The 26309-nt window shown below is 71.5% G+C and carries 23 protein-coding genes; 14 read left to right on the top strand and 9 right to left on the bottom strand.

The genetic code is table 11. The annotated features are described in order from the left end of the window. The first annotated feature begins 10 nt into the window (after positions 1 to 10). Positions 11 to 463 (top strand): RidA family protein, encoded by a 453-nt coding sequence (locus V4Y03_RS28450; RefSeq protein ID WP_332436767.1) that lies wholly within the window; start codon positions 11 to 13, stop codon positions 461 to 463. Between the two features lie 4 nt (positions 464 to 467). On the opposite strand, the gene V4Y03_RS28445 is transcribed toward V4Y03_RS28450, so the two are convergent. Beyond that, the gene (locus tag V4Y03_RS28445) at positions 468 to 1070 is read right to left on the bottom strand and encodes a HEAT repeat domain-containing protein (protein WP_332436766.1); all 603 of its coding nucleotides are present in this window, start codon (positions 1068 to 1070) and stop codon (positions 468 to 470) included. A gap of 300 nt (positions 1071 to 1370) precedes the next feature. Between V4Y03_RS28445 and V4Y03_RS28440 the strand changes: the two genes are divergently transcribed. The 9 genes from V4Y03_RS28440 (at position 1371) to pssA (ending at position 12289) form a co-directional block, all read left to right on the top strand. Beyond that, entirely contained in the window at positions 1371 to 3152 is a 1782-nt protein-coding gene (locus tag V4Y03_RS28440; RefSeq protein ID WP_332436765.1) for a 3-hydroxyacyl-CoA dehydrogenase family protein, read from the top strand. Positions 3153 to 3267: 115 nt separating this feature from the next. After that, entirely contained in the window at positions 3268 to 4128 is an 861-nt protein-coding gene (locus V4Y03_RS28435; RefSeq protein ID WP_317874099.1) for a TetR family transcriptional regulator, read from the top strand. A 387-nt stretch (positions 4129 to 4515) separates the two neighbouring features. Beyond that, positions 4516 to 5853 carry a crotonyl-CoA carboxylase/reductase gene (gene ccrA / locus V4Y03_RS28430; protein WP_317874100.1) on the top strand — a complete coding sequence of 446 codons (1338 nt, stop codon included), beginning with the start codon at positions 4516 to 4518 and terminating at the stop codon, positions 5851 to 5853. A gap of 14 nt (positions 5854 to 5867) precedes the next feature. Beyond that, positions 5868 to 7904 (top strand): protein meaA, encoded by a 2037-nt coding sequence (locus V4Y03_RS28425; RefSeq protein WP_332436764.1) that lies wholly within the window; start codon positions 5868 to 5870, stop codon positions 7902 to 7904. Continuing rightward, entirely contained in the window at positions 7901 to 8866 is a 966-nt protein-coding gene (locus tag V4Y03_RS28420; RefSeq protein WP_015037486.1) for an HpcH/HpaI aldolase/citrate lyase family protein, read from the top strand. The genes V4Y03_RS28425 and V4Y03_RS28420 overlap by 4 nt, the downstream gene beginning before the upstream one ends. A gap of 5 nt (positions 8867 to 8871) precedes the next feature. Then, positions 8872 to 9396: a MaoC family dehydratase gene (locus V4Y03_RS28415; RefSeq protein ID WP_229315537.1), complete on the top strand. Its 525-nt coding sequence runs from the start codon at positions 8872 to 8874 to the stop codon at positions 9394 to 9396. Positions 9397 to 9398: 2 nt separating this feature from the next. Then, positions 9399 to 10604 (top strand): acyl-CoA dehydrogenase family protein, encoded by a 1206-nt coding sequence (locus V4Y03_RS28410; RefSeq protein ID WP_317874103.1) that lies wholly within the window; start codon positions 9399 to 9401, stop codon positions 10602 to 10604. 169 nt (positions 10605 to 10773) lie between these two features. Continuing rightward, positions 10774 to 11430, top strand: coding sequence for a phosphatidylserine decarboxylase (locus V4Y03_RS28405; RefSeq protein WP_317874104.1), 657 nt, complete (start codon positions 10774 to 10776; stop codon positions 11428 to 11430). Then, positions 11423 to 12289: a CDP-diacylglycerol--serine O-phosphatidyltransferase gene (pssA, locus tag V4Y03_RS28400; RefSeq protein ID WP_317874106.1), complete on the top strand. Its 867-nt coding sequence runs from the start codon at positions 11423 to 11425 to the stop codon at positions 12287 to 12289. The genes V4Y03_RS28405 and pssA overlap by 8 nt, the downstream gene beginning before the upstream one ends. Positions 12290 to 12366: 77 nt before the next feature. Here the strand turns inward: pssA and V4Y03_RS28395 are convergent, their stop codons facing one another. After that, positions 12367 to 13368, bottom strand: coding sequence for a GNAT family N-acetyltransferase (locus V4Y03_RS28395; RefSeq protein ID WP_332436762.1), 1002 nt, complete (start codon positions 13366 to 13368; stop codon positions 12367 to 12369). Positions 13369 to 13523: 155 nt separating this feature from the next. Continuing rightward, on the bottom strand, positions 13524 to 14675 hold the full coding sequence (locus V4Y03_RS28390) for a glycerate kinase (protein WP_332436761.1): 1152 nt from the start codon (positions 14673 to 14675) through the stop codon (positions 13524 to 13526). A 112-nt stretch (positions 14676 to 14787) separates the two neighbouring features. Between V4Y03_RS28390 and V4Y03_RS28385 the strand changes: the two genes are divergently transcribed. Together V4Y03_RS28385 and V4Y03_RS28380 are read left to right on the top strand one after the other, a co-directional pair. After that, positions 14788 to 16479 carry a BCCT family transporter gene (locus tag V4Y03_RS28385; protein ID WP_317874490.1) on the top strand — a complete coding sequence of 564 codons (1692 nt, stop codon included), beginning with the start codon at positions 14788 to 14790 and terminating at the stop codon, positions 16477 to 16479. Between the two features lie 148 nt (positions 16480 to 16627). Continuing rightward, complete coding sequence (locus V4Y03_RS28380) at positions 16628 to 17695, top strand: ADP-ribosylglycohydrolase family protein (protein WP_332436760.1); 1068 nt, start codon at positions 16628 to 16630, stop codon at positions 17693 to 17695. A gap of 59 nt (positions 17696 to 17754) precedes the next feature. Here the strand turns inward: V4Y03_RS28380 and V4Y03_RS28375 are convergent, their stop codons facing one another. The 6 genes from V4Y03_RS28375 to V4Y03_RS28350 all read right to left on the bottom strand — a co-directional run bounded on the left by V4Y03_RS28375 (position 17755) and on the right by V4Y03_RS28350 (position 23910). Then, a complete protein-coding gene (locus V4Y03_RS28375) occupies positions 17755 to 18258 on the bottom strand; it encodes a methylated-DNA--[protein]-cysteine S-methyltransferase (RefSeq protein ID WP_317874492.1) in 504 nt (167 codons plus the stop codon). A 6-nt stretch (positions 18259 to 18264) separates the two neighbouring features. Beyond that, positions 18265 to 19758 carry an AlkA N-terminal domain-containing protein gene (locus V4Y03_RS28370; RefSeq protein ID WP_332436759.1) on the bottom strand — a complete coding sequence of 498 codons (1494 nt, stop codon included), beginning with the start codon at positions 19756 to 19758 and terminating at the stop codon, positions 18265 to 18267. 288 nt (positions 19759 to 20046) lie between these two features. Then, positions 20047 to 20808 carry a DUF4232 domain-containing protein gene (locus V4Y03_RS28365; RefSeq protein ID WP_332436758.1) on the bottom strand — a complete coding sequence of 254 codons (762 nt, stop codon included), beginning with the start codon at positions 20806 to 20808 and terminating at the stop codon, positions 20047 to 20049. Between the two features lie 103 nt (positions 20809 to 20911). Next, on the bottom strand, positions 20912 to 21532 hold the full coding sequence (locus V4Y03_RS28360) for an L-threonylcarbamoyladenylate synthase (protein WP_317874495.1): 621 nt from the start codon (positions 21530 to 21532) through the stop codon (positions 20912 to 20914). A 9-nt stretch (positions 21533 to 21541) separates the two neighbouring features. After that, on the bottom strand, positions 21542 to 22954 hold the full coding sequence (locus V4Y03_RS28355; RefSeq protein ID WP_317874503.1) for a phytoene desaturase family protein: 1413 nt from the start codon (positions 22952 to 22954) through the stop codon (positions 21542 to 21544). Between the two features lie 104 nt (positions 22955 to 23058). After that, on the bottom strand, positions 23059 to 23910 hold the full coding sequence (locus V4Y03_RS28350) for an inositol monophosphatase family protein (protein WP_332436757.1): 852 nt from the start codon (positions 23908 to 23910) through the stop codon (positions 23059 to 23061). Between the two features lie 111 nt (positions 23911 to 24021). Between V4Y03_RS28350 and V4Y03_RS28345 the strand changes: the two genes are divergently transcribed. Next, the gene (locus V4Y03_RS28345; RefSeq protein WP_332436756.1) at positions 24022 to 25089 is read left to right on the top strand and encodes a lipoate--protein ligase family protein; all 1068 of its coding nucleotides are present in this window, start codon (positions 24022 to 24024) and stop codon (positions 25087 to 25089) included. 294 nt (positions 25090 to 25383) lie between these two features. Further along, positions 25384 to 26196 (top strand): serine protease, encoded by an 813-nt coding sequence (locus V4Y03_RS28340; RefSeq protein WP_332436755.1) that lies wholly within the window; start codon positions 25384 to 25386, stop codon positions 26194 to 26196. The last annotated feature ends 113 nt before the right edge of the window (positions 26197 to 26309 follow it).

Here is a 26309-nt window from a genome sequence, read left to right as displayed (position 1 = left end):
GATGTGGGGCATGACCAGCCACCTCACCCATGTGCCCGCTCCCGAGGGCCTCGCCGCCAGCCCCCAGTACAGCCATGTCGTGTGGGGGACGGGCCGCTTCGTCGCGATATCCGGCCAGTGCGCGTTCGACGCCTCGGGCGCGGTGGTCGGGGAGGGCGACGCGGCGGCGCAGGCCCGTCAGGTCTTCGCGAATCTGGAGCGCTGCCTCGCCGCGGCGGGCGCCGGTTTCGCGGATGTGGTGAAGCTGACGTACTTCGTCACGGACGTGGCGCATCTGCCCGCGGTGCGGGACGCCCGGGACGCGTATTTCGCTGGGGCGCCGCTGCCCGCCAGCTCGGCGGTGCAGGTGTCGGCGCTGGTCCGTCCCGAACTGCTGCTGGAGATCGAGGCGTTCGCCCTCGTGCCGGAGCAGGCCTCGGCGGCGCCCGGCGAGGCCGGGGCGGGGCTCCGTCTGCTGCGCTGAGGGATCAGTCGGCGGCGCCCAGTCTCGCCAGTGACCGTTCGGCCGCCGCGCCGAGCCGGGGGTGCGGGAGCGCCGCTTCCAGGGCGGGACGGGCCCGGGGGTCGCCGAGGGTGCCGAGGCCCTCGACGCAGGCGAGGCCGACCCGCCAGTGGGGGTCGGCGGCCGGAAGGCGGCGTTCGAGGACGGCGATGAGGGCCGGGACGGACTCGGGGGCGCGGAGGTCGGCGAGCAGCCGGACCGGCAGCAGGGCGTAGGCGACGCGGAGTTCGTTGGTGGCGAGGGCGGCGGCGGCGCGGGCGGTGCGCGGGTCCCCGAGCCGGGTCAGGGCGTGGGCGGCCGTGACGCAGCGCTCCGGGTCGCGGTGGTTGAGGAGGAGGACGAGCGCCTCGAAGGCGCGCGGGTCGCGGGCGACTCCGAGTGCGTAGGCGGCGATCTCGCGGGCCCAGAGGGGCTGTCCGGGTGCGGTGAGGACGCGGTGCAGTTCTTCGGGGTCCTCGGTTCCGGCGAGTTCCGTGAATGCCTCCGGGACTTCTCCGGAGGCATTCTCGATCTCGTCCCGCAATCGATCGATCATCGAGCAGAATTCCGGATCCTCGGAGATTTCCATGAATCCGACCCTATCCGCGATCCAGATCACACTTTCCCAACTTGCCGGGACTGGCGCGCTCGTTACCGGCCGGTTAGTCTCAGGTGAGCGGGTCACCCCCCGCACTCCGCACAACGGCCTGGTGACGCAGCCGTTGTGTTCGCTGGTCGGTTCGGCAGTTTCGACGTGGCTCCGGGACAGAGTCCGTCGCCCCTTTTCCCAGGGCATCGCCCTTTCTCCGGGCAGAGCCCTCGCTCTTTCCCGCACCCTTTCGTGCGCGCACTGCCCTCAGTCGTCACTCTTCCTCCCAGGAGTCCCCTGATGGACACCCCTCTCTCCACCATCGCCGTCGTCGGTCTCGGCACCATGGGCACGGGTATCTCCGATGTCCTCGTCCGGGCGGGCCGCGAGGTCATCGGCATCGACATCAGCGACACCGCCGCCGCCCAGGCCGTCGCCGCCCTGGAGGCCTCCACCGCCCGCGCCGTGGCGCGCGAGCGGATCACCGAGGAGGAGCGGCAGGACGTGCTGGCCCGCTTCCGTACCTTCTCCGACCTCCAGGCCGCCGCCGAGGCCGATCTCGTGATCGAGGTCGTGCCCGAGTCGTACGAGGCCAAGCAGGAGGTCTTCCGCGCCCTGGACGGGATCGTCCGGCCCGGGACGATCCTGGCCACCGGCACCAACGCGCTGTCCGTGACCCGGCTCGCCGCCGACTCGGCGCACCCCGAGCGCGTCCTCGGCCTGCACTTCTTCACCCCGGTCCAGGCCATGAAGCTGGTCGAGGTGGTCTCCTCCGTGCTGACCGACCCGCGGGCCGTGGACGCCGTGACGCGGCTCGCCCAGGAGCTCGGCAAGGAGCCGGTGGCGGTCGGGGACCGGGCCGGTTTCATCGCGGACGGGCTGCTCTTCGGATACCTGAACCAGGCCGCCGCCATGTACGAGGCCAAGTACGCGTCCCGCGAGGACATCGACGCGGCGATGAAGATGGGCTGCGGTCTGCCCATGGGCCCGCTCGAACTGCTCGACCTGATCGGCGTGGACACCGCCCGTACGGTCCTGGAGGCCATGTACGCGGACTCGCACGACCGGCTGCACGCCCCCGCCCCGATCCTCAAGCAGCTCAGCGAGGCCGGTCTGACCGGCCGCAAGTCGGGCCGCGGCTTCTACACGTACGAAGCGCCCGGCTCCGGCGAGGTGGTGCGGGACGCGCTGACCCCGCTCGGCTCCGCCGAGGCAGCCGCGGGCCGTGAGGTCCGCTCGGTCGGCGTCGCCGGCTCGGGCACGATGGCCTCCGGCATCGCCGAGGTCTTCGCCAAGGCAGGGTACGAGGTCGTGCTCGCCGCCCGCTCCCAGGAGAAGGCGGACACGGCCAAGGCCCGGATCGCCAAGTCGCTGGCCCGCTCCGTGGACAAGGGCAGGATGACGGGCGAGGCGCGTGACGCGACGCTGGCCCTGATCACCCCGGCGGGCACGCTCGACGCCTTCGCCGAGGTCGATCTGGCGGTCGAGGCGGTCGCCGAGGACCTGGAGATCAAGCAGGAGCTGTTCACCCGGCTCGACAAGATCTGCAAGCCGGGCGCGGTGCTCGCCACCACGACCTCCTCGCTGCCGGTCATCGCCTGCGCCCGGGCCACCACGCGCCCGCAGGACGTCATAGGGATGCACTTCTTCAACCCCGCTCCGGCGATGAAGCTGGTCGAGATCGTCCGTACGGTGCTCACCGGCGACGATGTCCACACCACCGTCCGCGAGGTCACCGCGAAGATCCGCAAGCACCCGGTGGACTGCGGCGACCGGGCCGGGTTCATCGTGAACGCGCTGCTCTTCCCGTACCTGAACAACGCGATCAAGATGGTCCAGGACCACTACGCGACCCTGGACGACATCGACGCGGCGATGAAGCTGGGCGGCGGCTACCCGATGGGCCCGTTCGAGCTGCTCGACGTGGTCGGTCTGGACGTCTCCCTCGCGATCGAGCAGGTGCTGCACCGCGAGTTCCGCGACCCGGGCCTCGCCCCGGCCCCGCTCCTGGAGCACCTGGTGGCGGCCGGCTGCCTCGGCCGCAAGACGGGGCGCGGCTTCCGCGAATATGCCCGACGCTGAGCCGGGAACGGCCGGCTGGGGCGGTCTGCTGAGCCCCCGGGGCGCCGTCGGCGCCCCGGGGGTGCGCCCGCCCCCACCTGGGCACACTCCCCCTCCGATGCAGTACGTTCGGACCATGCCCAAGGCCGCGAAGACACCCCGTGCCACCTCCTCGTCCGACGCTCCGGAGAGCGCGGCGGGGACTCGTGCCGCCGCGCAGCGGCTCAAGATGCGCCGGGAGCTCGCCACCGCCGCGATGGAGCTCTTCGCGACCAAGGGGTACGAGGCCACCACGGTCGACGAGATCGCGGCCACGGCCGGGGTCGCCCGGCGGACCTTCTTCCGCCACTTCCGTTCCAAGGAAGAGGCGATCTTCCCCGATCACGACGACACCCTGGTCAGGGCGGAGGCGGTGCTGAACGCGGCGCCGCCGCACGAGCACCCGCTCGACACGGTGTGCCGGGGCATCAAGGAAGTCATGAAGATGTACGCGGGTTCGCCCTCGGTCTCCGTGGCGCGCTACCGGCTCACCCGTGAGGTACCGACCCTGCGGGAGCGGGAGATCGCCTCGGTGGCCCGCTACGAGCGGCTGTTCACCCGCTATCTCCTCGGGCACTTCGACGAGCGGGACCACCACGACGGCAACGACGACCCGCTGCTCGCCGAGGTGGCCGCGTCGGCGGTCGTGACGGCCCACAACCACGTGCTGCGGCGCTGGCTGCGGGCGGGCGGCGAGGGCGATGTGGAGACCCAGCTCGACCACGCCTTCGCGATCGTCCGGGATACCTTCGGCTCGGGCATAGGAGCGGGCCGTCCGGCCCCTTCCCCGGCCTCCTCCTCGCCGTCGCCGTCGCCCCTCTCCCCCTCCCGTGCCGTCGAGCCGGCTCCGGCCGTGCGGGCCTCCACCACCGGTGACGTGATGGTCGCGGTCGCCCGTACGGACGCATCTCTCGACGAGGTCATGCGGACGATCCAGCAGGCGCTGAAGCCCAGCTGACCCCTCTCCATGACGAAGGCCGCCCCTCTCCGGGGCGGCCTTCGTCCGTTTTCACCCCTGGTTCGATCGATCATCGCTCATCTGTGACCGGCAGATTGCATCTGAGTGAAATTGTTGGCACGCAGTGCCTTGTCAGGTGACACGGCGTGCCATACGTTGATGTTGTCCGGGTGGCCGGCGCGCAGAGTTCTCCTCGTGCGCCGACTGTCCCCACAAGCGATCGTGATTGTGCGCCCGGACGCCTGCGTCACAGGCACCCCCGCGCCTCACCCGGCGCCGCGCCACCGCACCACCCAGCCGAACCGACGGCACACCTCCACAGCAGCAGACTCCCCGCCGTAACCCTCAGGCGTCCTCCCCTCGGACGCTCATCGCCGGAGGCAACCCGTGAAGGAAATCCTGGCCGCGATCCAGTCGCAGGACTCCACGTCCGCCGACTTCGCGAACATCCCGCTCCCCGAGTCGTACCGTGCCGTCACCGTCCACAAGGACGAGGCGGAGATGTTCGCCGGGGTCGCCAGCCGCGACAAGGACCCGCGCAAGTCGCTCCACCTCGACGACGTCGCGCTCCCCGAGCTCGGCCCGGGCGAGGCCCTGGTCGCGGTCATGGCCAGCTCGGTCAACTACAACTCGGTCTGGACCTCGATCTTCGAGCCGGTGTCGACCTTCGGCTTCCTGGAGCGCTACGGCCGGCTCTCCGAGCTCACCAAGCGCCACGACCTGCCGTACCACGTGATCGGCTCCGACCTCGCGGGCGTCGTCCTGCGCACCGGCCCCGGCGTCAACGCCTGGCGGCCCGGCGACGAGGTCGTCGCGCACTGCCTCTCCGTAGAGCTGGAGTCCTCGGACGGCCACAACGACACGATGCTCGACCCCGAGCAGCGCATCTGGGGCTTCGAGACCAACTTCGGCGGCCTCGCCGAGATCGCGCTCGTCAAGTCGAACCAGCTGATGCCGAAGCCCGACCACCTCAGCTGGGAGGAGGCGGCGGCCCCCGGCCTCGTCAACTCCACCGCGTACCGCCAGCTGGTCTCCCGCAACGGCGCCGGGATGAAGCAGGGCGACAACGTCCTCATCTGGGGCGCGAGCGGCGGACTCGGCTCGTACGCCACACAGTTCGCCCTGGCCGGCGGCGCCAACCCGATCTGTGTCGTCTCCTCCCCCGAGAAGGCCGCGATCTGCCGGGCGATGGGCGCCGAGGCGGTCATCGACCGCAACGCCGAGGGCTACAGGTTCTGGAAGGACGAGCACAACCAGGACCCGCGCGAGTGGAAGCGCTTCGGCTCGAAGATCCGTGAGCTGACCGGCGGCGAGGACGTGGACATCGTCTTCGAGCACCCGGGCCGCGAGACCTTCGGCGCCTCCGTGTACGTCACCCGCAAGGGCGGCACCATCGTCACCTGCGCCTCCACCTCGGGCTACAACCACGAGTACGACAACCGCTACCTGTGGATGTCCCTCAAGAAGATCGTCGGCTCGCACTTCGCCAACTACCGCGAGGCGTGGGAGGCCAACCGCCTGGTCGCCAAGGGCAAGATCCACCCGACCCTGTCGAAGGTCTACTCCCTGGAGGACACCGGCCAGGCCGCCTACGACGTCCACCGCAACCTCCACCAGGGCAAGGTCGGCGTCCTCGCGCTGGCACCCCAGGAGGGCCTCGGCGTCCGCGACCCCGAGATGCGCGCCCAGCACATCGACGCCATCAACCGCTTCCGCAACATCTGAGCCCGGGACCATAGATGACTGAGCGTCAGAAGGACCGGCCGTGGCTCATGCGGACGTACGCCGGCCACTCGACCGCCGAGGCGTCCAACGAGCTGTACCGGCGCAACCTCGCCAAGGGTCAGACCGGCCTCTCGGTCGCGTTCGACCTGCCGACGCAGACCGGCTACGACCCCGACCACATCCTCGCCCGCGGCGAGGTCGGCCGGGTCGGCGTCCCCGTCTCGCACCTCGGTGACATGCGGCGGCTGTTCCAGGACATCCCCCTGGAGCAGATGAACACCTCGATGACCATCAACGCCACGGCGATGTGGCTCCTGGCGCTCTACCAGGTGGTCGCCGAGGAGCAGGGCGCGGACGTGACCCGGCTCCAGGGCACCACCCAGAACGACATCGTGAAGGAGTACCTGTCGCGCGGGACGCACGTCTTCCCGCCCGGCCCCTCGCTCCGCCTTACGACGGACATGATCGCGTACACGGTCAACCACCTCCCGAAGTGGAACCCGATCAACATCTGCAGCTACCACCTGCAGGAGGCCGGGGCCACCCCGGTCCAGGAGATCTCGTACGCGATGTCCACCGCGATCGCCGTGCTCGACGCGGTCCGCGACTCGGGCCAGGTCCCCGAGGAGCGCTTCGGCGAGGTCGTCGCCCGCATCTCCTTCTTCGTGAACGCGGGCGTCCGCTTCATCGAGGAGATGTGCAAGATGCGCGCCTTCGGCCGCATCTGGGACAAGATCACACTGGAGCGGTACGGGATCGAGAACCCCAAGCAGCGCCGGTTCCGCTACGGCGTGCAGGTCAACTCGCTCGGACTCACCGAGGCCCAGCCGGAGAACAACGTCCAGCGGATCGTCCTGGAGATGCTGGCCGTCACCCTCTCCAAGGACGCCCGCGCGCGGGCCGTGCAGCTGCCCGCCTGGAACGAGGCGCTGGGTCTGCCCCGGCCCTGGGACCAGCAGTGGTCGCTCCGCATCCAGCAGGTCCTGGCCCATGAGTCCGACCTGCTGGAGTACGAGGACATCTTCGCCGGCTCGCATGTGATCGAGGCCAAGGTCGACTCGCTCGTCCAGGAGTGCCTGGCCGAGATCGAGCGGATCCAGGAGATGGGCGGCGCGATGGCCGCCGTCGAGTCCGGCTACCTCAAGTCGCAGCTCGTCTCCTCGCACGCCGAGCGGCGCGCCCGGATCGAGAACGGCGACGAGAAGATCATCGGCGTCAATATCTTCCAGGCGACCGAGGAGAACCCCCTCACCGCCGACCTGGACACCGCGATCATGACCGTGGACCCGGCGGTCGAGGCCCGGGTGGTCGGCTCGCTGACCACCTGGCGGGACAACCGCTACCAGCCGCCGTTCAACCACCCGCGCCCCTGCAAGGCCCTGGAGCGCCTCAAGGAGGCCGCGCGGGGCACGGGCAACCTGATGGAGGCCACCCTGGAGTGCGCCCGCGCCGGTGTCACCACCGGCGAGTGGACCGGGGCCCTGCGCGAGGTGTTCGGCGAGTTCCGCGCCCCCACGGGCGTCTCCTCCGCCCCGGTCGCGGTGACGGCCGAGGCCGGCACCCCGCTGGCCCTCGTCCGGGAGAAGGTCACCAGGACCGCCGACGAGCTCGGTGTCGGGCGGCTGCGCCTCCTGGTCGGCAAGCCCGGTCTGGACGGGCACTCCAACGGGGCCGAGCAGATCGCCGTACGCGCGCGTGACGCCGGTTTCGAGGTGGTCTACCAGGGCATCCGGCTGACCCCCGAGCAGATCGTCGACGCGGCCCTCGCCGAGGACGTGCACTGCGTGGGTCTGTCGATCCTCTCCGGCTCGCACGCCGAGCTGGTCCCGGACGTCCTCGACCGCCTCCGTGAGGCGGGCGCGACCGACGTACCGGTCATCGTCGGCGGGATCATCCCGAACGCCGACGCCACCGAACTGAAGCGCGCGGGCGTGGCCGCCGTCTTCACACCGAAGGACTTCGGTATCACGGAGATCATCGGACGTATCGTCGATGAGATCCGGACAGCCCACAAGCTCAGCCCCCTTGAAAGTACGGAGGTCCTCGCATGACCAGCCCTGTGAACCGGCTCCGCCCCCGCCGCTCCTGCCTGGCGGTCCCCGGCTCCAACCCGCGCTTCCTGGAGAAGGCCCAGGGCCTCGCGGCCGACCAGGTCTTCCTGGACCTGGAGGACGCGTGCGCCCCGCTGGCCAAGCCCGAGGCCCGGCACACCATCGTGAAGTTCCTCAACGAGGGCGACTGGACCGGCAAGACCCGCGTGGTCCGCGTCAACGACTGGACGACCCACTGGACGTACCGTGACGTCGTCACCGTCGTCGAGGGCGCCGGCCAGAACCTCGACTGCATCATGCTGCCGAAGGTCCAGGACGCCCAGCAGATCGTGGCGCTCGACCTGTTGCTGACGCAGATCGAGAAGACGATGGGCTTCGAGGTCGGCAAGATCGGCATCGAGGCGCAGATCGAGAACGCCCAGGGCCTCACGAACGTCAACGCCATCGCGCAGGCCTCCCAGCGCGTCGAGACGATCATCTTCGGCCCGGCCGACTTCATGGCCTCCATCAACATGAAGTCGCTGGTCGTGGGCGAGCAGCCGCCCGGCTACCCGGCGGACGCGTACCACCACATCCTGATGAGCATCCTGATGGCGGCCCGCGCCAACAACCTCCAGGCGATCGACGGCCCCTACCTCCAGATCCGCAACCAGGAGGGCTACAAGGCCGTCGCGCAGCGCGCCGCCGCCCTCGGTTTCGACGGCAAGTGGGTGCTGCACCCGGACCAGGTCGCCGCCGCGAACGAGATCTTCTCGCCCTCGCAGGAGGACTACGACCACGCGGAGCTGATCCTCGACGCGTACGACTACTACACCTCCGAGGCCGGCGGGAAGAAGGGCTCCGCGATGCTCGGCGACGAGATGATCGACGAGGCCTCCCGCAAGATGGCCCTGGTCATCTCCGGCAAGGGCCGTGCCGCCGGCATGCAGCGCACCTCCAAGTTCGAGATCCCGGAGGCCTGAGCCCGATGCAGTTCGGCCGCACCTACGAAGAGTTCGAGATCGGTGCTGTGTACAAGCACTGGCCCGGGAAGACGGTCACCGAGTACGACGACCATCTCTTCTGTCTGCTGACGATGAACCACCATCCGCTGCACATGGATGTGAACTACGCCGAGAACACGACGGACTTCGGCAAGAACGTCGTCGTCGGCAACTACATCTACTCGCTGCTGCTCGGCATGTCGGTGCCGGACGTCTCCGGCAAGGCCATCGCCAACCTGGAGATCGAGTCGCTGCGGCACGTGGCGCCGACCTTCCACGGCGACACGATCTACGGCGAGACCACGGTCCTCGACAAGACCCCGTCCAAGTCGAAGAACGACCGCGGCATCGTCTACGTCGAGACCAAGGGCTACAAGCAGGACGGCACCCTGGTGTGCGTCTTCCGCCGCAAGGTGATGGTCCCCACGGAGACGTACATCAAGGAGCGCGGCGGCGAGCAGCCCGGCCGCCCCGAGCTGATCGAGCCCGCCAAGAAGACGGAGAAGTAGCCATGGCCCGACTCGCCCAGACCGCCGGGCTCACGGACGTCCAGCAGGAGATCCTCAAGACCGTCCGGGAGTTCGTCGACAAGGAGATCATCCCGGTCGCCACCGAGCTGGAGCACCGCGACGAGTACCCCCAGCAGATCGTCGACGGGCTCAAGGAGCTCGGTCTGTTCGGTCTGATGATTCCCGAGGAGTACGGGGGTCTGGGTGAGTCGCTGCTCACCTACGCGCTGTGCGTGGAGGAGATCGCGCGTGGCTGGATGTCGGTCTCCGGCATCATCAACACCCACTTCATCGTGGCGTACATGCTGAAGCAGCACGGCACCCAGGAGCAGAAGGACCACTTCCTTCCGCGGATGGCGGCCGGCGAGACGCGTGGCGCGTTCTCGATGTCGGAGCCGGGTCTCGGTTCGGACGTGTCGGCCATCACGTCGAAGGCGGTGAAGGACGGCGAGGAGTACGTCCTGAACGGCCAGAAGATGTGGCTGACGAACGGCGGCACCTCGTCGCTGGTGGCCGTCCTGGTGCGAAGTGACGAAGGACACCCGGAGGGCACCGCCCCCCACAAGTCGATGACGACCTTCCTCGTCGAGAAGGAGCCCGGCTTCGGAGAGGTCCGTCCCGGACTCACCATCCCCGGGAAGATCGACAAGATGGGTTACAAGGGCGTCGACACGACGGAACTCATCATGGACGGACTACGCATTCCGGCCAATCGGGTCCTCGGCGGCGTCACCGGCCGAGGGTTTTACCAAATGATGGACGGCGTCGAGGTCGGTCGCGTCAATGTGGCGGCCCGTGGCTGTGGTGTCGCTCAGCGTGCTTTCGAACTCGGTGTCTCATATGCCCAGCAACGTCACACTTTCGGTAAGGCCATCGCTCAGCACCAGGCGATTCAGTTCAAGCTCGCCGAGATGGCTACCAAGGTCGAGGCCGCCCATGCGATGATGGTGAACGCAGCACGCAAAAAGGACTCCGGGGAACGAAACGACCTCGAAGCAGGGATGGCGAAGTACCTCGCCTCCGAGTACTGCAAGGAGGTCGTCGAGGATGCCTTCCGCATTCACGGTGGTTACGGGTTCTCGAAGGAGTACGAGATCGAGCGCCTCTACCGCGAGGCGCCGATGCTTCTCATCGGTGAAGGTACCGCCGAGATCCAGAAAATGATCATTGGTCGTCGGCTGCTCGAGGAGTACCGATTCCAGGGTTGATTGTCGGTTTCGGGTCGGTTTGGCCGCGAAGAAGATCACACCCTGTGTTCGCCTTCCGGCCGCCGACTCGGTTCCTGGCTTACCCAGTTGCGCCCCGCAACCGATAACATCGCGGGAAAGCCGCCGTCCCCCGTTGCCAGTGCGGCATCATCCGCTACGAAGGTCATCCATGCCCCACAGCCAAACCTCTGCACACCGCGACAGCCTCACCGGCGTACGCCTCGCGCGCGGAGCATCGCCGTGGCTTCTGCCGACCGTCGCCACCGCGGCGCTCAGCCTCGTGCGCGCCCGCAAGTCCAGGCGCGCCGCGGCCATCGCCGTGCCGGCCACCGCACTCGCGGCCGGCATGCTGTGGTTCTTCCGCGACCCCGAGCGCGAGATCGCTCAGGGCCGGGTCATCTCCCCCGCCGACGGTGTGGTGCAGAGCATCATGCCGTGGAAGGACGGACGCACCCGGGTCGCCATCTTCATGAGCCCGCTGAACGTCCACGTCAACCGCGCGCCGCTGGCCGGCACCGTGACGTCCGTGGAGCACATCCCCGGCGGGTTCGTCCCGGCGTTCAACAAGGAGAGCGAGAACAACGAGCGCGTTGTCTGGCACTTCGACACCGAGCTCGGCGACATCGAGATGGTCCAGATCGCGGGCGCCGTCGCCCGGCGGATCGTGCCGTACATCCCGCAGGGGACGAAGGTCGAGCAGGGTGACCGTATCGGTCTGATCCGCTTCGGCTCGCGCGTCGACATCTACCTCCCCGAGGGTGTCGAGGTCGCCGTCGAGGTCGGCCAGGCCACCACAGCGGGGGTGACTCGCATTGACCGTGATTGATCCCGACACACGGGCCGCCGACTGGGTCGCCGGCACCGATGCGGAAGCGGCCGAAGAGGCCGAGGAGATGCCGCTGTCGTTGAGGCTGTCCATAGCGGACGCCCTCACGCTCGGTAACGCCACGTGTGGGTTCATGGCGGTGTACTTCACCACCACCGGAATCCTCATCCCGCACCTGACGGGCAGCACCGAGACCGGCATGGCGCGCAACAGCGCCGCCACCGCCGTCATCCTGATGCTGTGCGCGGCGATCTTCGATCTCTTCGACGGGATCGTGGCCCGCAAGCTGCGCTCCTCGCCCATGGGTGCCGAGCTCGACAACCTGTCGGACCTGATCAGCTTCGGTCTGGCCCCGGCCTACTTCGTGCTGGTGTACGGGATGGTCGCGGACGACGCGCAGCAGAAGGTCTCGGCGGTCGCCGCGATCGTGGTGCTGCTCGCGGTGGTGCTGAGGCTCGCGAGATTCTCCTGCGTGACGATGAAGGACGGCATGTTCCAGGGCATGCCGAGCCCCTTCGGCGCGCTGACGGTGGTCTCGATCGTGCTCCTCGAGCTGCCGTTCATCCCGACGCTGCTCGCGATCATCGGTGTCGCCTGGCTGATGGTGAGCCGGGTCGAGTACCCCAAGCCGCGGGGTGTCCTCGCGGTGGCGATGCTCAGCTGGATCGTCGGCGCGATGGGCATGCTGGCGGCCTGGGCGTTCGACGCCCCGGGCGGGCAGTTCCTGCTCCAGACCGGTTGCGCGCTCCAGGTCGTGATGGGCGCCGTGATCCCCCTCTTCGCGACGGCCCGTCGGGTGAACACCTTCCGCGGCAACCGGCGTGAGAACCGGGAGGCGCGGGCGGCCCAGCTGCCGTAGCGCACGATGTGAACGTACGAGAAGGGCCCCGGAGGCGCATCGCCTCCGGGGCCCTTTCGTGTGCCCGGGGCCGGGAACTAGCCGAGCCGCTTGTAGTAGAGCGTGGTCGGGCGCAGGACGCCCGACGGGTCGGCGGCGAAGTCCGGGATCGTGCCGGCGGCCGTCCAGCCCGCGCCCCGGTAGAGGCGCTCGGCCGGGCTGTCGGTCTGGGTGTCCAGGACGAGCAGGGTGAGGCCGGTGGCGGCGGCGTGGGCCTCTGCGGTGGCGAGCAGCCGGTACCCGAGGCCGCGGCCCCGGGCCGAGCGGTGCACCAGGAGGCGGGCGATCTCGCCCCGGTGCCCGCCGTTGGCCGCGCCCACACGGACGAGGGTGACGACACCGGTCAGGCGCCCGTCCGGGCCGCGGGCCGCCCAGACCTCCCGGACACCCGCCTGGGCCTCGTCGGCGACGCCCGCCCACCAGGCGGCCGCCTCGGCCGGGTCCAGGGGCGCAGGGAAGCCCACGGAGGCGCCGCCGTCCACGGCGTCCACGAGGAGCGCGGCGAGACCGTCGGCCGCGTGCGCCCGTACCGCCTCGGGGGACAGCCGCTCGACGGCGTCGAGCGGCTTCTCCAGACAGAGGAGGTCCGGCCGGTCGTCCCAGGGATCCACGGTGGCGAAGCCGAGGCCGCGGTAGAGGGCGAGCGGCTCGTCCCGCCAGGACCAGACCGTGAGGCGCACGGCGGGCGCCCCGGAGGCGGCGGCCCGGCGCAGGGCCTCGGCCATGAGCGCCTTGGCGAGGCCCTTCCGGCGGGCCTCGGGCATCACCCAGAGCCGCTTGATCTCGGGGGCGCGGCCCTCGCGGGTGGCCTTGAGGACCACGCAGCCGACGGGCTCGTCCCCGCCGGGCGGGGTGGCGAGCAGGACGGTGTCGGCGGCGAAGGCGGCGGCCGGATCCTCGGCCTCGGCCCGGTATACGGCCGGGAGTGCGGCGACCGTCGCCACGGCCGTCCCCTTCTCGGCCTGGTTGACCAGGTGGTACGCGGCGAGCAGGTCGGGAAGGCGGGGGTGGGAGCGGTTCTCGTCGATGCGTGGGTTCACGAGGCCCTAGCTTCACACCGGCATGTTTCCGGGACGTGAAGATCTTCTGGCCCGGGCCCGGGGTCCCCGGCGCCGGAGCGCCGAGGGTGCGGGGGTGCCGTGAGGGCCCGGCATCAAAGGGCGCGCCCCCGGACGGCCCTGTCGCGCCGCGGGCTCTACTCCAGGAAGTCCCGGGCGATTCGGGCCGCCGTGTCCTCCAGGAGCGGGCCCGCGTTCGCGATGCACTTCGCCGTGTCCGGTTCCAGGTCCGTGAGGGCGTACGCGCGGCGGATGCCGGCGGTTCCCAGGGCCTCCGGCGGGAGGGCCAGACGGCCGCAGACCGCGACGACCTCCTTGCCGGCGGCGCGGGCCGCCGCGGCGACGCCCGCCGGGGCCTTGCCGTGCAGGGTCTGCTCGTCGAGCGAGCCCTCGCCGGTGATGACGAGCGTCGCGCGCTCAAGGGCGGGGGCGAAGCCGAGGACGTCCAGCATCAGTTCGATGCCGGGTCGGAAGCTCGCGCCGAGGATGAGCGCGCCGTAGCCGATGCCGCCCGCGCCGCCCGCGCCCGGGGCGAGGGCCGCCTCGGCCGCCTTGGGGCCGATCGCCTTCTCCAGGACGGTGGCGAAGTGGGCGAGGGCCGTGTCCAGCGTGCGGACGTCGTCCGGGGTGGCGCCCTTCTGCGGTCCGTAGACGGCGGGGGCGCCCTTGGGGCCGGTCAGCGGGTTGTCGACGTCGCTGGCGAGGATCAGGTCGACCGTCTCGAAGCGGGGGTCGAGACCGCTGAGGTCGGCGGTGGCGAGACCGGCGAGGGCCGCGCCGCCGGGGCCCACGGGCTGACCGTCCGCGTCGAGGAGACGCGCGCCGAGCGCGGCGAGCATGCCGGCGCCGCCGTCGGTGGTGGCGCTGCCGCCGACGCCGAAGACGACGGTGGTCGCACCGGCGTCCAGGGCCGCGCGGAGCAGCTCACCGGAGCCGTACGTGGTGGCTGTGAGCGGGGCGAACAGACCGGCCGGGAGGAGCTGGAGGCCCGAGGCCTCCGCCATCTCGACGACGGCGGTGGTGCCGCGCAGCGCGAACGCCGCGGTGACCGGTTCGCCGACCGGCCCCGTCACCCGCACCTCGTGCCGTTCGAATCCGGCCGCGACGGCCGCCGCGACGGTGCCGTCGCCGCCGTCGGCGACGGGCAGGGTCTCCACCGTCAGCTCCGGGACGACCCGTCGCAGTCCTGCTGTGACCCGCTCCGCGACCTGCACGGCCGTGAGCGAGCCCTTGAACTTGTCGGCCGCCACCAGCACGTGAGCGACCTGAGTTGCTGCTCCGTCCGTCACCTTGCATCCCTTGCTTTCGAACGTGCAGTCGCGCCGAGGCCGACCCTATCCGTACCGCCGGACGGCGTGCCACCCCCGGATCGGCCCATATTTCGCACCATAGTGGGGTCACATGAGTACGGAACCGATGGAACGGGGCCAGATGGACCCGCCCGACCAGCACGCGCCCGACGGCAAGGTCATCGGGATCGGAGTGGCTGCCGTCGTCGCCGTCGTCGCCTGGGCCGCCCTGGGCGAGGATTCCTTCGACAGCGCCTCGTCCACGGCCCTGCGGTGGGTCCTGGCCAACTTCGCGTGGCTGTTCGTCGTCGCCGCCGACACCTTCCTGGTGCTGTGCGTGGCGATCGCGCTGAGCCGGTTCGGCCGGATCAGGCTGGGTCCGGACGACTCGGAGCCCGAGTTCACCAATCTGGCGTGGATCGCGATGATGTTCAGCGCCGGCATGGGCATCGGTCTGATGTTCTACGGGGTCGGGGAGCCGCTCCAGCACTATCTGAGCCCTCCCCCGGCCAGCGGCGCCCCGGCGCGTACCGGTGCGGCCGCCCTGACGGCGATGGAGTACTCGTTCTTCCACTGGACGCTGACCCCGTGGGCGATCTACGGCATCGCCGGGCTCGCGCTCGCGTACGCGGGCTTCCGCAAGGGCCGCGGCAACCGGCTGAGCGCGGCGTTCGTGCCGTTGATGGGGGTCCGGCGGGCGGAGTCCTGGCCGGGCAAGGCGATCGACCTGCTCGCGGTGTTCGCGACGGTCTTCGGCACGGCGACGAGTCTGGGGCTCGGCACGCTCCAGGTCGCCGAGGGCCTGAACCTGACGATGAGCGTGGAGAACTCGACCGCCACCCAGCTGATCATCATCGTGGCGCTGTCGGCGGCCTTCGTCCTCTCGGCGTTCTCCGGGCTCCACAAGGGCGTGAAGTGGCTCTCCACGATCAACATCGTGCTCGCGGCCTGTCTGATGCTGTTCGTGTTCCTGCTCGGCCCGACCGTCTACATCCTGGACACCATCCCCGCCTCCGTCGGAGGCTATCTGGACCAGCTGCTCCCGATGGCGAGCCGCACCGGCGCCTTCACCGACCGTGCCTGGCTGGGCACGTGGACGATCTTCTACTGGGCGTGGTGGCTGTCCTGGGCGCCGTTCGTCGGCACCTTCATCGCCCGGATCTCGCGCGGCCGGACCATCCGGGAGTTCCTGATGGGCGTGCTGCTCGTGCCGTCCGGGGCGACGGTGATCTGGTTCTGCGTGATGGGCGGCACGGCGATCCGGCTGGAGTCCACGGGCGCGGCGGACCTGGCGACGGCGGTCAAGGACGGGGCGGAGGCGTCGCTGTTCGCGATGCTGGAGGCGCTGCCGATCGGCACGGTCACCTCGGTCATCGCGATGCTGCTCGTCATGACGTACTTCGTCACGAGCGCGGACTCGGCCTCGCTGGTCATGGGTTCGCTGACGAGCCGCGGCTCGCTGCACCCGCCGACCTGGCTGGTGGTGACCTGGGGCGTCCTGATGGCCGCGGTGGCGGCGGTGCTGCTGGTGGTGGGCGGGCTGAGCTCGCTCCAGACGGCGACGATCCTGGTGGCGCTGCCGTTCGTCCTGGTGATGCTGGTGCTGTGCTTCGCCCTCCTGAAGGAGCTGCGGGAGGACCCGGGCGCGGGCCCGGCCCGGCACCACGCGCTGCACGGCCTCGGGGACGCGGTGCGGGCGCTGGTCGGGGAGGCGATGACGGAGCAGGGCGGCGACCGCCACCGGCGGCTGCGCCGGGCGGCGAAGTCGAACACGGACATCGAGTCGCCGGAGCACGAGGGCTGAGCGGCCCGGGCGGCAGACCGGCGGGAGCAGGTGATCGGCGGGAGCGGGTGACCGTGGGCGGGTGAGCGGCGGGTCCCCGCCCCATCGGACCGTGCCACCCATCGCGCCCCGCCGCGCGCGCCACCGCCCCGTTCGGTACACCGGAGGTATGGGCCTCACGCGCGCGGAACTCGCCGACCGGATCCTGGGCGGCTGGACGGGCCGGATCGCCGGGAACATGCTGGGCAAGCCCGTGGAGCAGGGCGAGCACTGGACCCGGGAGCGCATCGACGCGTATCTGCGTCTGACCGGCGCGCTCCCCCTGACGGACTACCTCCCTCCCCCTCCCCCCGGCGCGGCGAGCTTCGAGCTGCGCCCCGAGTGGGAGCGGTGTGTGCGCGGCGGGATCGACGGGAGCTGCCGGGACGACGACATCGACTGGTCGATCCTCGGACTGCACCTCCTGGAGGCGTACGGCTCCGGCTTCACGACCGAGCAGGTGGGCCGGGAGTGGCTGCTGCGGCTGCCGTACCTCCAGACCTTCACGGCCGAGCGGGCCGCGTACCGGAACCTCGTCGACGGGCTGCGGCCGCCGCTGACGGCCACGTACGACAATCCGTACCAGGAGTGGATCGGCGCGCTGATCCGCGCCGACGCGTACGGCTGGACCTGTCCGGGCGATCCGCGCCGGGCGTCCTCGCTGGCGCGGCGGGACGCGGTCCTCTCGCACACCGGGAACGGGGTGTACGGGGCGATGTGGGCGGCGGCGCTGATCGCGGCGGCCTTCACCGCACCGGACGTCGGGTCGGCCCTGGAGACATCCCTCGAAGGGATTCCGGCGGGCAGCAGGCTCGCCAGGACCGTACGGGACACGGCGGCGCTGTACGAGGCGGGGCTCGACTGGTCGACCACGCTCACCACCCAGGCGGAGCGTACGGCGGGGCTCGGCTGGATCCATGTCGTCCCCAACGCCGCCGTGCTGACCGCCGGACTCCTGTACGGGGAGGGGGACTTCACCCGCACGATCGCGCTGACCGTGCGGGGCGGTCTGGACACGGACTCCAACGGCGCGACGGCCGGTTCGGTGGCGGGGGTGATGTGCGGCGCGGCGGCGGTCCCGCCGCGCTGGTCGGCGCCGCTGCGGGACCGGGTGAGCAGCGCGGTCCTCGGCTTCGACGGCATCCGGATCAGCGAACTGGCGGAACGGACGCTGCGGTTGGCCGAGCGGGCGGGGTGAGGGGGCGGAGTGAGGGGGCGGCTCGCTCCGTACCCGCGTGACGCCGTCAGCCACCCCGCTCAGAAGAGGGCGTCCGGTTCCGCCGTACCCGATTCGAAGGCGAGCAGCCGCTGCTTGCGGTCGAGCCCGCCGCCGTATCCGGTGAGGCCGCCGCCCGCCCCGACCACCCGGTGGCAGGGGACGATGATGCCGACGGGGTTCTTTCCGTTGGCGAGGCCCACGGCCCGGGAGGCGCCGGGGTTGCCCAGTTCCTCGGCGAGTTCGCCGTACGTCCGGGTCTCCCCGTACGGGATGCGGCACAGCTCGGCCCAGACCCGCAGCTGGAACTCGGTGCCGATCAGGTGCAACGGCAGGTCGAACTCGGTGAGTTCGCCGGCGAAGTACGCGTCGAGCTGGCGGACCGCCTCCCCGAAGGGGCGCGGGTCGGGCTCGCCGAAGGTCTCCTCGGGCGGGCGGTGGCGCTGACCGGTCATGTGGACGCGGCTGAGGACGCCGTCGACGGCGACGAGGGTCAGCGGCTCGTACGGACTGTCCACGACGGTGTGCCGGACGGTGGGGGCCATGGCGGTTCAGTGTCCTTCGCTGGGCATGAGGTTGATCGGGTGGTCGTCGGTCGCCCACAGATACTGAACGGCGTAGGCGCGCCAGGGGCGCCAGTGCGCCGCGCCGGCGGTGAGGGCGGCCGGGGTTCCGGGCAGGCCGAGGCCTTCGGCGGCGCGGCGGACGCCGAGGTCGCCGGGGAGGAAGGCGTCGGGGTCGCCGAGGGCCCGCATGGCGATGATCTCGGTGGTCCAGGGGCCGAATCCGGGAAGGGCGAGCAGCCGGGCGCGGGTCTTCTCGCGGTCCTCGGCGGGGCCGAGGGAGAGGGAGCCGTCCGCGAGGGCGCGGACCAGGGTGAGGAGGGTGGTGCGGCGGCTGCGGGGCAGGGCGAGGGTCTCGGGATCGAGGGCGGCGAGCGCCTCGGGGCCCGGGAAGAGGTGGGTGAGACCGCCCTCGGGGTCGTCGACGGGGGTGCCGTACGCGGTGACGAGCCGGGCGGCGTGGGTGCGGGCGGCGGCGGTGGAGACCTGCTGGCCGAGGACCGCCCGTACGGCGAACTCGTCGGGGTCGACGGTCCCGGGCACCCGGCGGCCGGGCGCCGAGTCCACGATCGGCGCGAGCAGCGGGTCGGCGCGCAGCCGCTCGTCGACGGCCACGGGGTCGGCGTCGAGATCGAGGAGGCGACGGCAGCGGCTGATCGCCTGGGTGAGGTCGCGGGGGTCGGTGAGGGAGAGACGGCAGGCGATGTGGTCGGCGCGGGGCGCGAGGGCCACGATGCCGTGCCCGTAGGGGAGGCTCAGGGTCCGCCGGTAGGCGCCGTCCCGCCACTCCTCCACGCCGGGGACGGCGGTCGCGGCGAGGTGGCCGAAGAGGTTGGAGGGTTCGAGGGGGGTGCGGAACGGCAGCCGCAGACTGATCACACCGGGGGTGGCGGCGGCGGTTCCGGCGCCGCCGGCCCTGCGGGCGGCGCGGGCGCGGAGTTCGCCGGGGGTCAGCGCGAAGACCTCACGGACGGTGTCGTTGAAGGTGCGGATGGAGGCGAAGCCGGCCGCGAAGGCGATCTCGCCGAGGGGCAGCAGGGTCGTCTCGATCAGGACCCGGGCGGTCTGGGCGCGCTGCGCGCGGGCCAGGGCGAGCGGCCCGGCGCCGAGTTCCGCGAGGAGCTGGCGTTCGATCTGACGGGTGGACCAGCCGAGCCGCCGGGCCAGCCCGGGGACGCCCTCCCGGTCGACGACCCCGTCCTGGATGAGGCGCACGGCGCGGGCGACGGCGTCGGCGCGGACGTTCCACTCGGGCGAGCCGGGGCTGGTGTCGGGGCGGCACCGCTTGCAGGCCCGGAATCCGGCGCGCTGGCAGGACGCGGCGCTGGGGTGGAACTCCATGTTCTCGGGCTTGGGAGGGACGACCGGACAGCTCGGCCGGCAGTAGATCCGGGTCGTACGGACGGCGGTGAAGAACACGCCGTCGAACCGGGCGTCCTTCGACTGGACGGCCCCGACGCAGCGCTCGGTGTCGGTGTGCATGGTTCAAGGATCGGGGACGGACGGCCCATGGGCTGGCGAGAAAACGACATGGACCTCCGTCCCCGGCCGGTGGGCTCAGCCGGTGACCGTCCGGTAGTGGGTGGTCAGCCGGCCGTCCTCGCCGAGCTCCCCGGTGACGAGGACGGCAGCAGGCTCGTACGGCAGGTCCTCCGGGTGGCGGAGGACCGCGCGGGTCCGGTCGGCGCTGCGCGGTCCCCCGTCGACATGGATGTCGCCGACATGGGCGATGGCGATCGTGCGACGCGGCCCTCCGCTGCCGCCGGGGGCCTACCGCCCGCCCACCGGGCCGACGTACGTGCCGGGGCGAGTGGCCGCGTCCTGGCGCAGGACCGAGGAGAAGTCCCAGGTCAGCGTGGTCGAGTGGGTCTCACCGGGCGGGGTGACGACAATCTTCCTCGGCTTGAACTCGACGCTGCCGCTCGCCGGGTCGTACGACAGGTACGTGATGGTGAAGCTGGTCGAGGCCCCGGGCGCCAGCGTGACCTGCCGGGGCTTCTGGGAGGTCTGCCGGGTGAGCGACCAGGTGTCGTCGCCGACGAGGTCGACGCCCGGGTAGCCGTTCAGCAGGCAGGTGGCGCCGCCCTTGTTGGTCAGGGCGACGACGACCGCGCCCTGCTCGCCGACGGACTGGGCGCCGCTGCCGGGCGCGACCGCGAAGCCCAGGCCGGCGGTGGTGCAGCGCGTCGCCGCCCCGGAGCCGCCGGAACCGGAACCGGAACCCGACCCGCCGGACGTCCCGCCGGACGCCGAACCGGACGCCGAACCGGACGTCGTACCGCCGGAGGAACCGCCCGAGGAGGACGTACCCCCCGACGACGTACCGCCCGAGGAGGAACCGCCCGACGACGTGCCGCCGGTGGCCGCGGCGGACGAGGACGACGAGGCGGACGGTGCCGGGGCCGAGGACGCACCGGGCCCCGCCGAACTGCCGCTCGCCGACCCGCTCGACGAGGGGCCGGAGCAGCCCGTCAGGGCGAGGCCGCACACGAGCGCGACGGTGGAAAGGACCGGAACACGAAGACCACGCAAGGCTGGAACTCCCCCGTTGGTGTGCCGCGTTCGAGCGGCACAAGATCACTTGTCGGCACACGATCACATGCCGCTACACGGTCGGCCGCACCGGCGCGCCGGACTATTCGAACCGCGTGGTGTCCCCGGCCCCACGGCGCAGGATCTCGGGCTCACCACTGGAGAAGTCGACGACAGTGGTGGGTTCGGTTCCACAGTCGCCGGAATCCACCACCGCGTCGACCTGGTGGTCGAGCCGCTCCTTGATCTCCCAGCCCTGGGTGAGCGGCTCGGACTCGTCGGGCAGCAGGAGGGTGCTGGAGAGCAGCGGCTCGCCGAGTTCGGCCAGCAGCGCCTGGGTGACGACATGGTCGGGGATACGGACGCCGACCGTCTTCTTCTTGGGGTGGAGGAGCTGGCGCGGCACCTCCTTCGTCGCGGGCAGGATGAAGGTGTACGGGCCGGGAGTCGCCGCCTTGACCGCGCGGAAGACGTCGTTGTCGATGTGCACGAGCTGGCCCAGCTGGGCGAAGTTCTGGCACATGAGCGTGAAGTGATGCCGTTCGTCGAGGTCGCGGATCGCACGGATGCGGCTGATGCCGTCCCGGCTGCCGAGGCGGCTGCCGAGCGCGTAACAGGAATCCGTGGGGTACGCGACGAGCGCCCCGTTCCGGATGCTGTCGGCCACCGCTGCGATGGTGCGCGACTGGGGGTTGTCGGGGTGCACGTCGAAGTACTTCGCCATGGGGACAGTCTATTTTCGCAGCCGGCGCCAGACCGCCTTCGCCGCGTTGTGGCCGGACATGCCGTGCACACCGGGTCCCGGCGGGGTCGCGGAGGAGCAGAGGAAGACCGCCGGGTGCGGGGTGGCGTAGGGGCGGAGCGAGAGGGTGGGGCGCAGCAGGAGCTGGAGGCCGCGGGCGGCTCCGCAGGCGATGTCGCCGCCGACGTAGTTGGCGTTGCGCGCGGCGAGCTCGGGGGGTCCCGCGGTGGCGCGGGCCAGGACGCGGTCGCGGAAGCCGGGGGCGAAGCGCTCGATCTGACGCTCGACCGCCTCGGTGAGGTCGCCGGTCCAGCCGTTCGGCACATGGCCGTACGCCCAGAACACGTGCTTGCCCTCGGGGGCGCGGCTCGGGTCGACGAGGCTGGGCTGCGCGGTGATGAGGAAGGGGGCGTCGGGGGCGGTGCCGGAGGAGGCCTGGCGCAGGGCGGTGCCGATCTCTCCGGCGGTGGGGCCGATCTGTACGGTGCCGGCGCGCCGGGCTTCCTCGGCGGTCCACGGCACGGGGCCGTCCAGGGCGTAGTCGACCTTGAAGGCGCTCGCGCCGTACTTGTAGTGGTCGTAGTGGCCGCCGAAGCGCGCGATCCGGGCGAGGGCGGTCGGCGAGGTGTCGAAGACGTAGGCGCGGGCCGGGGGGAGGTCGTCGAGCCGCTTGACCTCGAAGTCCGTGTGGACGGCGCCGCCGAGGTCCTTGAGGTAGGCGGTGAGGGCGTCGGAGATGGACTGGGAGCCGCCGCGGGGCATGGGCCAGCCGTTGGCGTGGGCGGCGAGCGCGAAGACCAGGCCGACGGCGCCGGTGGCGAAGCCGTCGAGCGGGGCGATGACATGGCCGACGAGTCCGGCGAACAGGGCGCGGGCCTTCTCGTCCCGGAAGCGGCGCATCAGCCAGGTGGACGGCGGCAGTCCGACAAGGCCGAAGCGGGCGAGAGTGACGGGGTCGCGGGGCAGCGCGGTGAGCGGCAGCTGCATGAAGTCCCGGGCGAGGGTGTCCCAGCGGCCGAGGAAGGGGGCGACGAGTCTTCGGTACGCGCCCGCGTCGCGCGGCCCGAAGGAGGCGGCGGTCTCGGCGACGGAACGGGCGAGGACGGCGGCGGTCCCGTCGTCCCAGGGGTGGGCCATGGGCAGTTCGGGGTGGAGCCAGTCCAGTCCGTACCGCTCCAGCGGCATCGTCCGGAAGACGGGCGATCCGATGCCGAGGGGGTGCACGGCGGAACAGGGGTCGTGGCGGAAGCCGGGGAGGGTGAGTTCCTCGGTCCTGGCGCCGCCGCCGACGGTGGACCTTGCCTCGAAGACGGCCACGGAGAAGCCCCGGCGGGCCAGTTCGACGGCGGCGGTCAGTCCGTTCGGCCCCGCTCCCACGACCACGGCATCGAGCATCGACGTCACCTTCGACACCTTCGGACTCCTTCGTCAGCCGATCGCCAAGGCTCCCAGGATAGGCCGGTGGTGGCGCCTGACCCAGGGCCCTCGGGGGTCGCCGCGTCAGGCGCTCACCTCCCCCGGTGTCCGTCGCCCATGAGGAGTGCCCGGATGCGCTCGGCGGTCGCCGTGTCCCGGGCCACCGTGAACGGCAGCGCGTTCCCTCCGGTGACGCGGAACGGCTCGCCGGCGATCGTCGTCTGCGCGCCGCCGGCCTCGGCGACGAGGAGGAGCCCGGCCGCGTGGTCCCAGGCGTACTCCCAGGAGAAGGCGGTGGCGTCGAGCGTGCCCCGGGCCACGGCCAGGTATTCGAGGCCCGCGGAGCCGCAGGGCCGGGGGGCGACGCCCTCGGTGACCAGGCCGAGCAGGGCGCGCTTCTGGTCCGGGGTGGTGTAGTCGGGGTGCGAGGTGGCGACTTCGAGGACGGCGCCGGGCGCGGGCGAACCGGCGTGCAGCGGCTGCCCGTTGAGGGTGGCGCCCCGGCCGCGTACGGCGACGGCGAACTCTTCGAGGGCGGGCGCGAAGGTCCAGGAGGCGAGGAGTTCGCCGTGCAGGGCGAGCGCGACGAGGGTGCAGAAGCCGGGGTCGCCGTGGACGAACTGGCGGGTGCCGTCGACGGGGTCCACTATCCACACGGGGGCGTCGCCGCGCAGCGCCTCGTAGAGGGCGGGGTCGGCGTGGACGGCTTCCTCACCGACGACCACGGAGCCGGGCAGCAGCGCGGTCAGGGAGGCGGTGAGGTGGGCCTCGGCGGCCCGGTCGGCGACGGTGACCAGGTCGTGCGGCCCGTTCTTCTCGACGATCTCCTCCGCGGCGAGCTGCCGGAAGCGCGGCATGATCTCGGCGGCGGCCGCCTTGCGGACCGCCTCCTCCACCTCGGTCGTACGGCCGCCGAGGACGTGCTCAAGGAAGTCATCGATCATATGTCCAGCTAAGCACGCGGGACTGACGGCCGGACCGGCGCACTTGTCATCCTCCGTTTCCCCGGGGAGTACGCTTTGGCCGAGTTCACCCCTTACATGCAGGGAGGGTCCGTGCACGGCGCGTACCACGGCGAGTACAAGGTCCCCGGCGGGAAGCTGGTGGTCGTCGACCTCGACGCCGAGGACGGCGTCCTGCGGAACGTCCGGGTGGCCGGGGACTTCTTCCTGGAGCCCGACGAGGCGATCCTGTCGATCGACCGCGCCCTTGAGGGCGCACCGGTCGACACGGACGCCACCGGGCTCGCGGCCCGGATCGACGCGGCGCTGCCGCCGGGCACGCAGATGTTCGGGCTGACCACGGAGGGCATCGGGGTCGCGGTCCGCCGCGCCCTCGCCCACGCCACGGACTGGACCGACTACGACTGGCAGCTGATCCACGAGCCGCCGCAGTCCCCCGCCCTGCACATGGCGCTCGACGAGGTCATCACGGCCGAGGTGGCCGCCGGCACCCGGCCGCCGACCCTGCGGGTCTGGGAGTGGGGCGCCCCCGCCGTGGTCATCGGCAGCTTCCAGTCCCTGCGCAACGAGGTCGACCCGGCGGCGGCCGGGCGGCACGGCATCCAGGTGGTCCGCCGGATCAGCGGCGGCGGGGCGATGTTCATCGAACCGGGCAACACGATCACGTACTCGCTCTCCGTGCCCGACGCCCTCGTGCAGGGCCTGTCCTTCACCGACAGCTACGCCTACCTCGACGACTGGGTGCTCGGCGCGCTCGGCGACATGGGCGTCCGGGCCTGGTACCAGCCGCTCAACGACATCGCGACGGACGCGGGCAAGATCGCGGGGGCGGCGCAGAAGCGGATGGTGGCGGGGCAGGGCGCGGTCCTGCACCACGTGACGATGGCGTACGACATCGACGCCGACAAGATGACGGAAGTGCTCAACATCGGCCGCGAGAAGCTCTCCGACAAGGGCACGAAGAGCGCGAAGAAGCGCGTGGACCCGCTGCGCCGCCAGACGGGCCTGCCGCGCGAGGCGGTCATCGAGCGGATGATCGCCTCCTTCCGCGGCCGGTACGGCCTGTCGGAAGGCCATGTCACGGAGGACGAGCTGACGCGCGCGAAGGAACTGGCGGAGTCGAAGTTCGGCACGCCGGAGTGGACGGCGCGGGTGCCGTAGCGGGGCGGGTGCGGCAGCCGGACCGGGGCGGGTGCGGCAGCCGGACCGGGGCGGGTGCGGCAGCCGGACCGGGGCCGTGGCCACGGTCCGGCTGCCGCCGGTCCCGCGTCGAGCGCCCGGTGGTCGCGTACGAGAGGCGGGGCGCCCCGTCACCGGTGCGGCCCCGTGATCGGGTGACCGGATCCTTCTCCCGTCGTTGAGCCCTCGCGGGCCGGAACGGCGTGTGGCAGACGTGCTGAAACGTCTCCGCACTCCCTCCGCCCCGGAACACGGCGTCGACGGTACGGAGATCAGGTGGGACGGGCGAGGAAGCTCATGGCGGCGGTCGCGGGCGCCGTGCTGGCGGTGTGCCCCCTGGGGGTCGCGCCGCCCGCGCACGCGGTCGTCGGCGGGCAGGAGGCGCGGCCCCACCAGTACCCCTTCATGGCGGGGCTCGTGGACGTCCTGGAGCGGCGGGTGATGTGCGGGGGCTCGCTGATCGGCGACCGGTGGGTGCTGACCGCCGCCCACTGTCTGACGGGGTCGTACGGCAGCACCACACGGGTGGGCGTGCTCCTGGGCGACCACGACCTGACGACCGGGGACGACAGCCCGCACGCGGTTCTGGTGACCCCGGACCGGTTCATCGAGCACCCCGGGTACGACCCGGAGACCCAGCGGAACGACATCGCCCTCGTCCGGCTGTCCGCGCCGGTCGGGCTCAACCGCGATGTGCGCCCGATCGCGCTGCCCGGCGCGTACGCCCCCGGCACCTTCGACCACACACAGGTCGAGGTCCCCGGCTGGGGCACCACCTCCTTCGGCGGCCGTACCTCCGACGTCCTGCGGACCGTGGCGCTCGGGACGATGAGCAACGCGGACTGCGCGAGCCGGGGCATGGGGCAGGTGGCCCCCACCCAGATCTGCACGTACTCCCCCGGGCGCGACACCTGCCAGTACGACTCCGGCGGCCCCCTGGTCCGCGTGGTCGGGGGGCGGCCGTACGTCGTCGGTCTGGTGTCCTACGGCAAGGAGTGCGCGACCGCCACTCCCGCCGTGAACACCCGTGTCCGGTCCTATGTCAGCTGGATCGAGCGGACGACCGGGAGGCTCCCCCGCGCCTCATGAGCGCGGTGCGGAGGACCAGGGAGGCGGCGAGTCCCACGGGCCCAGCCGTAGTCGGCGAGGGGCTTGAGGAAGGGGATGAGGCAGGCCGTCCAGGCCGAGGACGGCCCGGCGGA

The sequence above is a fragment of the Streptomyces sp. P9-A4 genome, assembly GCF_036634195.1.
In the GTDB taxonomy this organism is placed as follows: domain Bacteria; phylum Actinomycetota; class Actinomycetes; order Streptomycetales; family Streptomycetaceae; genus Streptomyces.
This window is presented reverse-complemented; position numbering and strand designations above follow the sequence as displayed.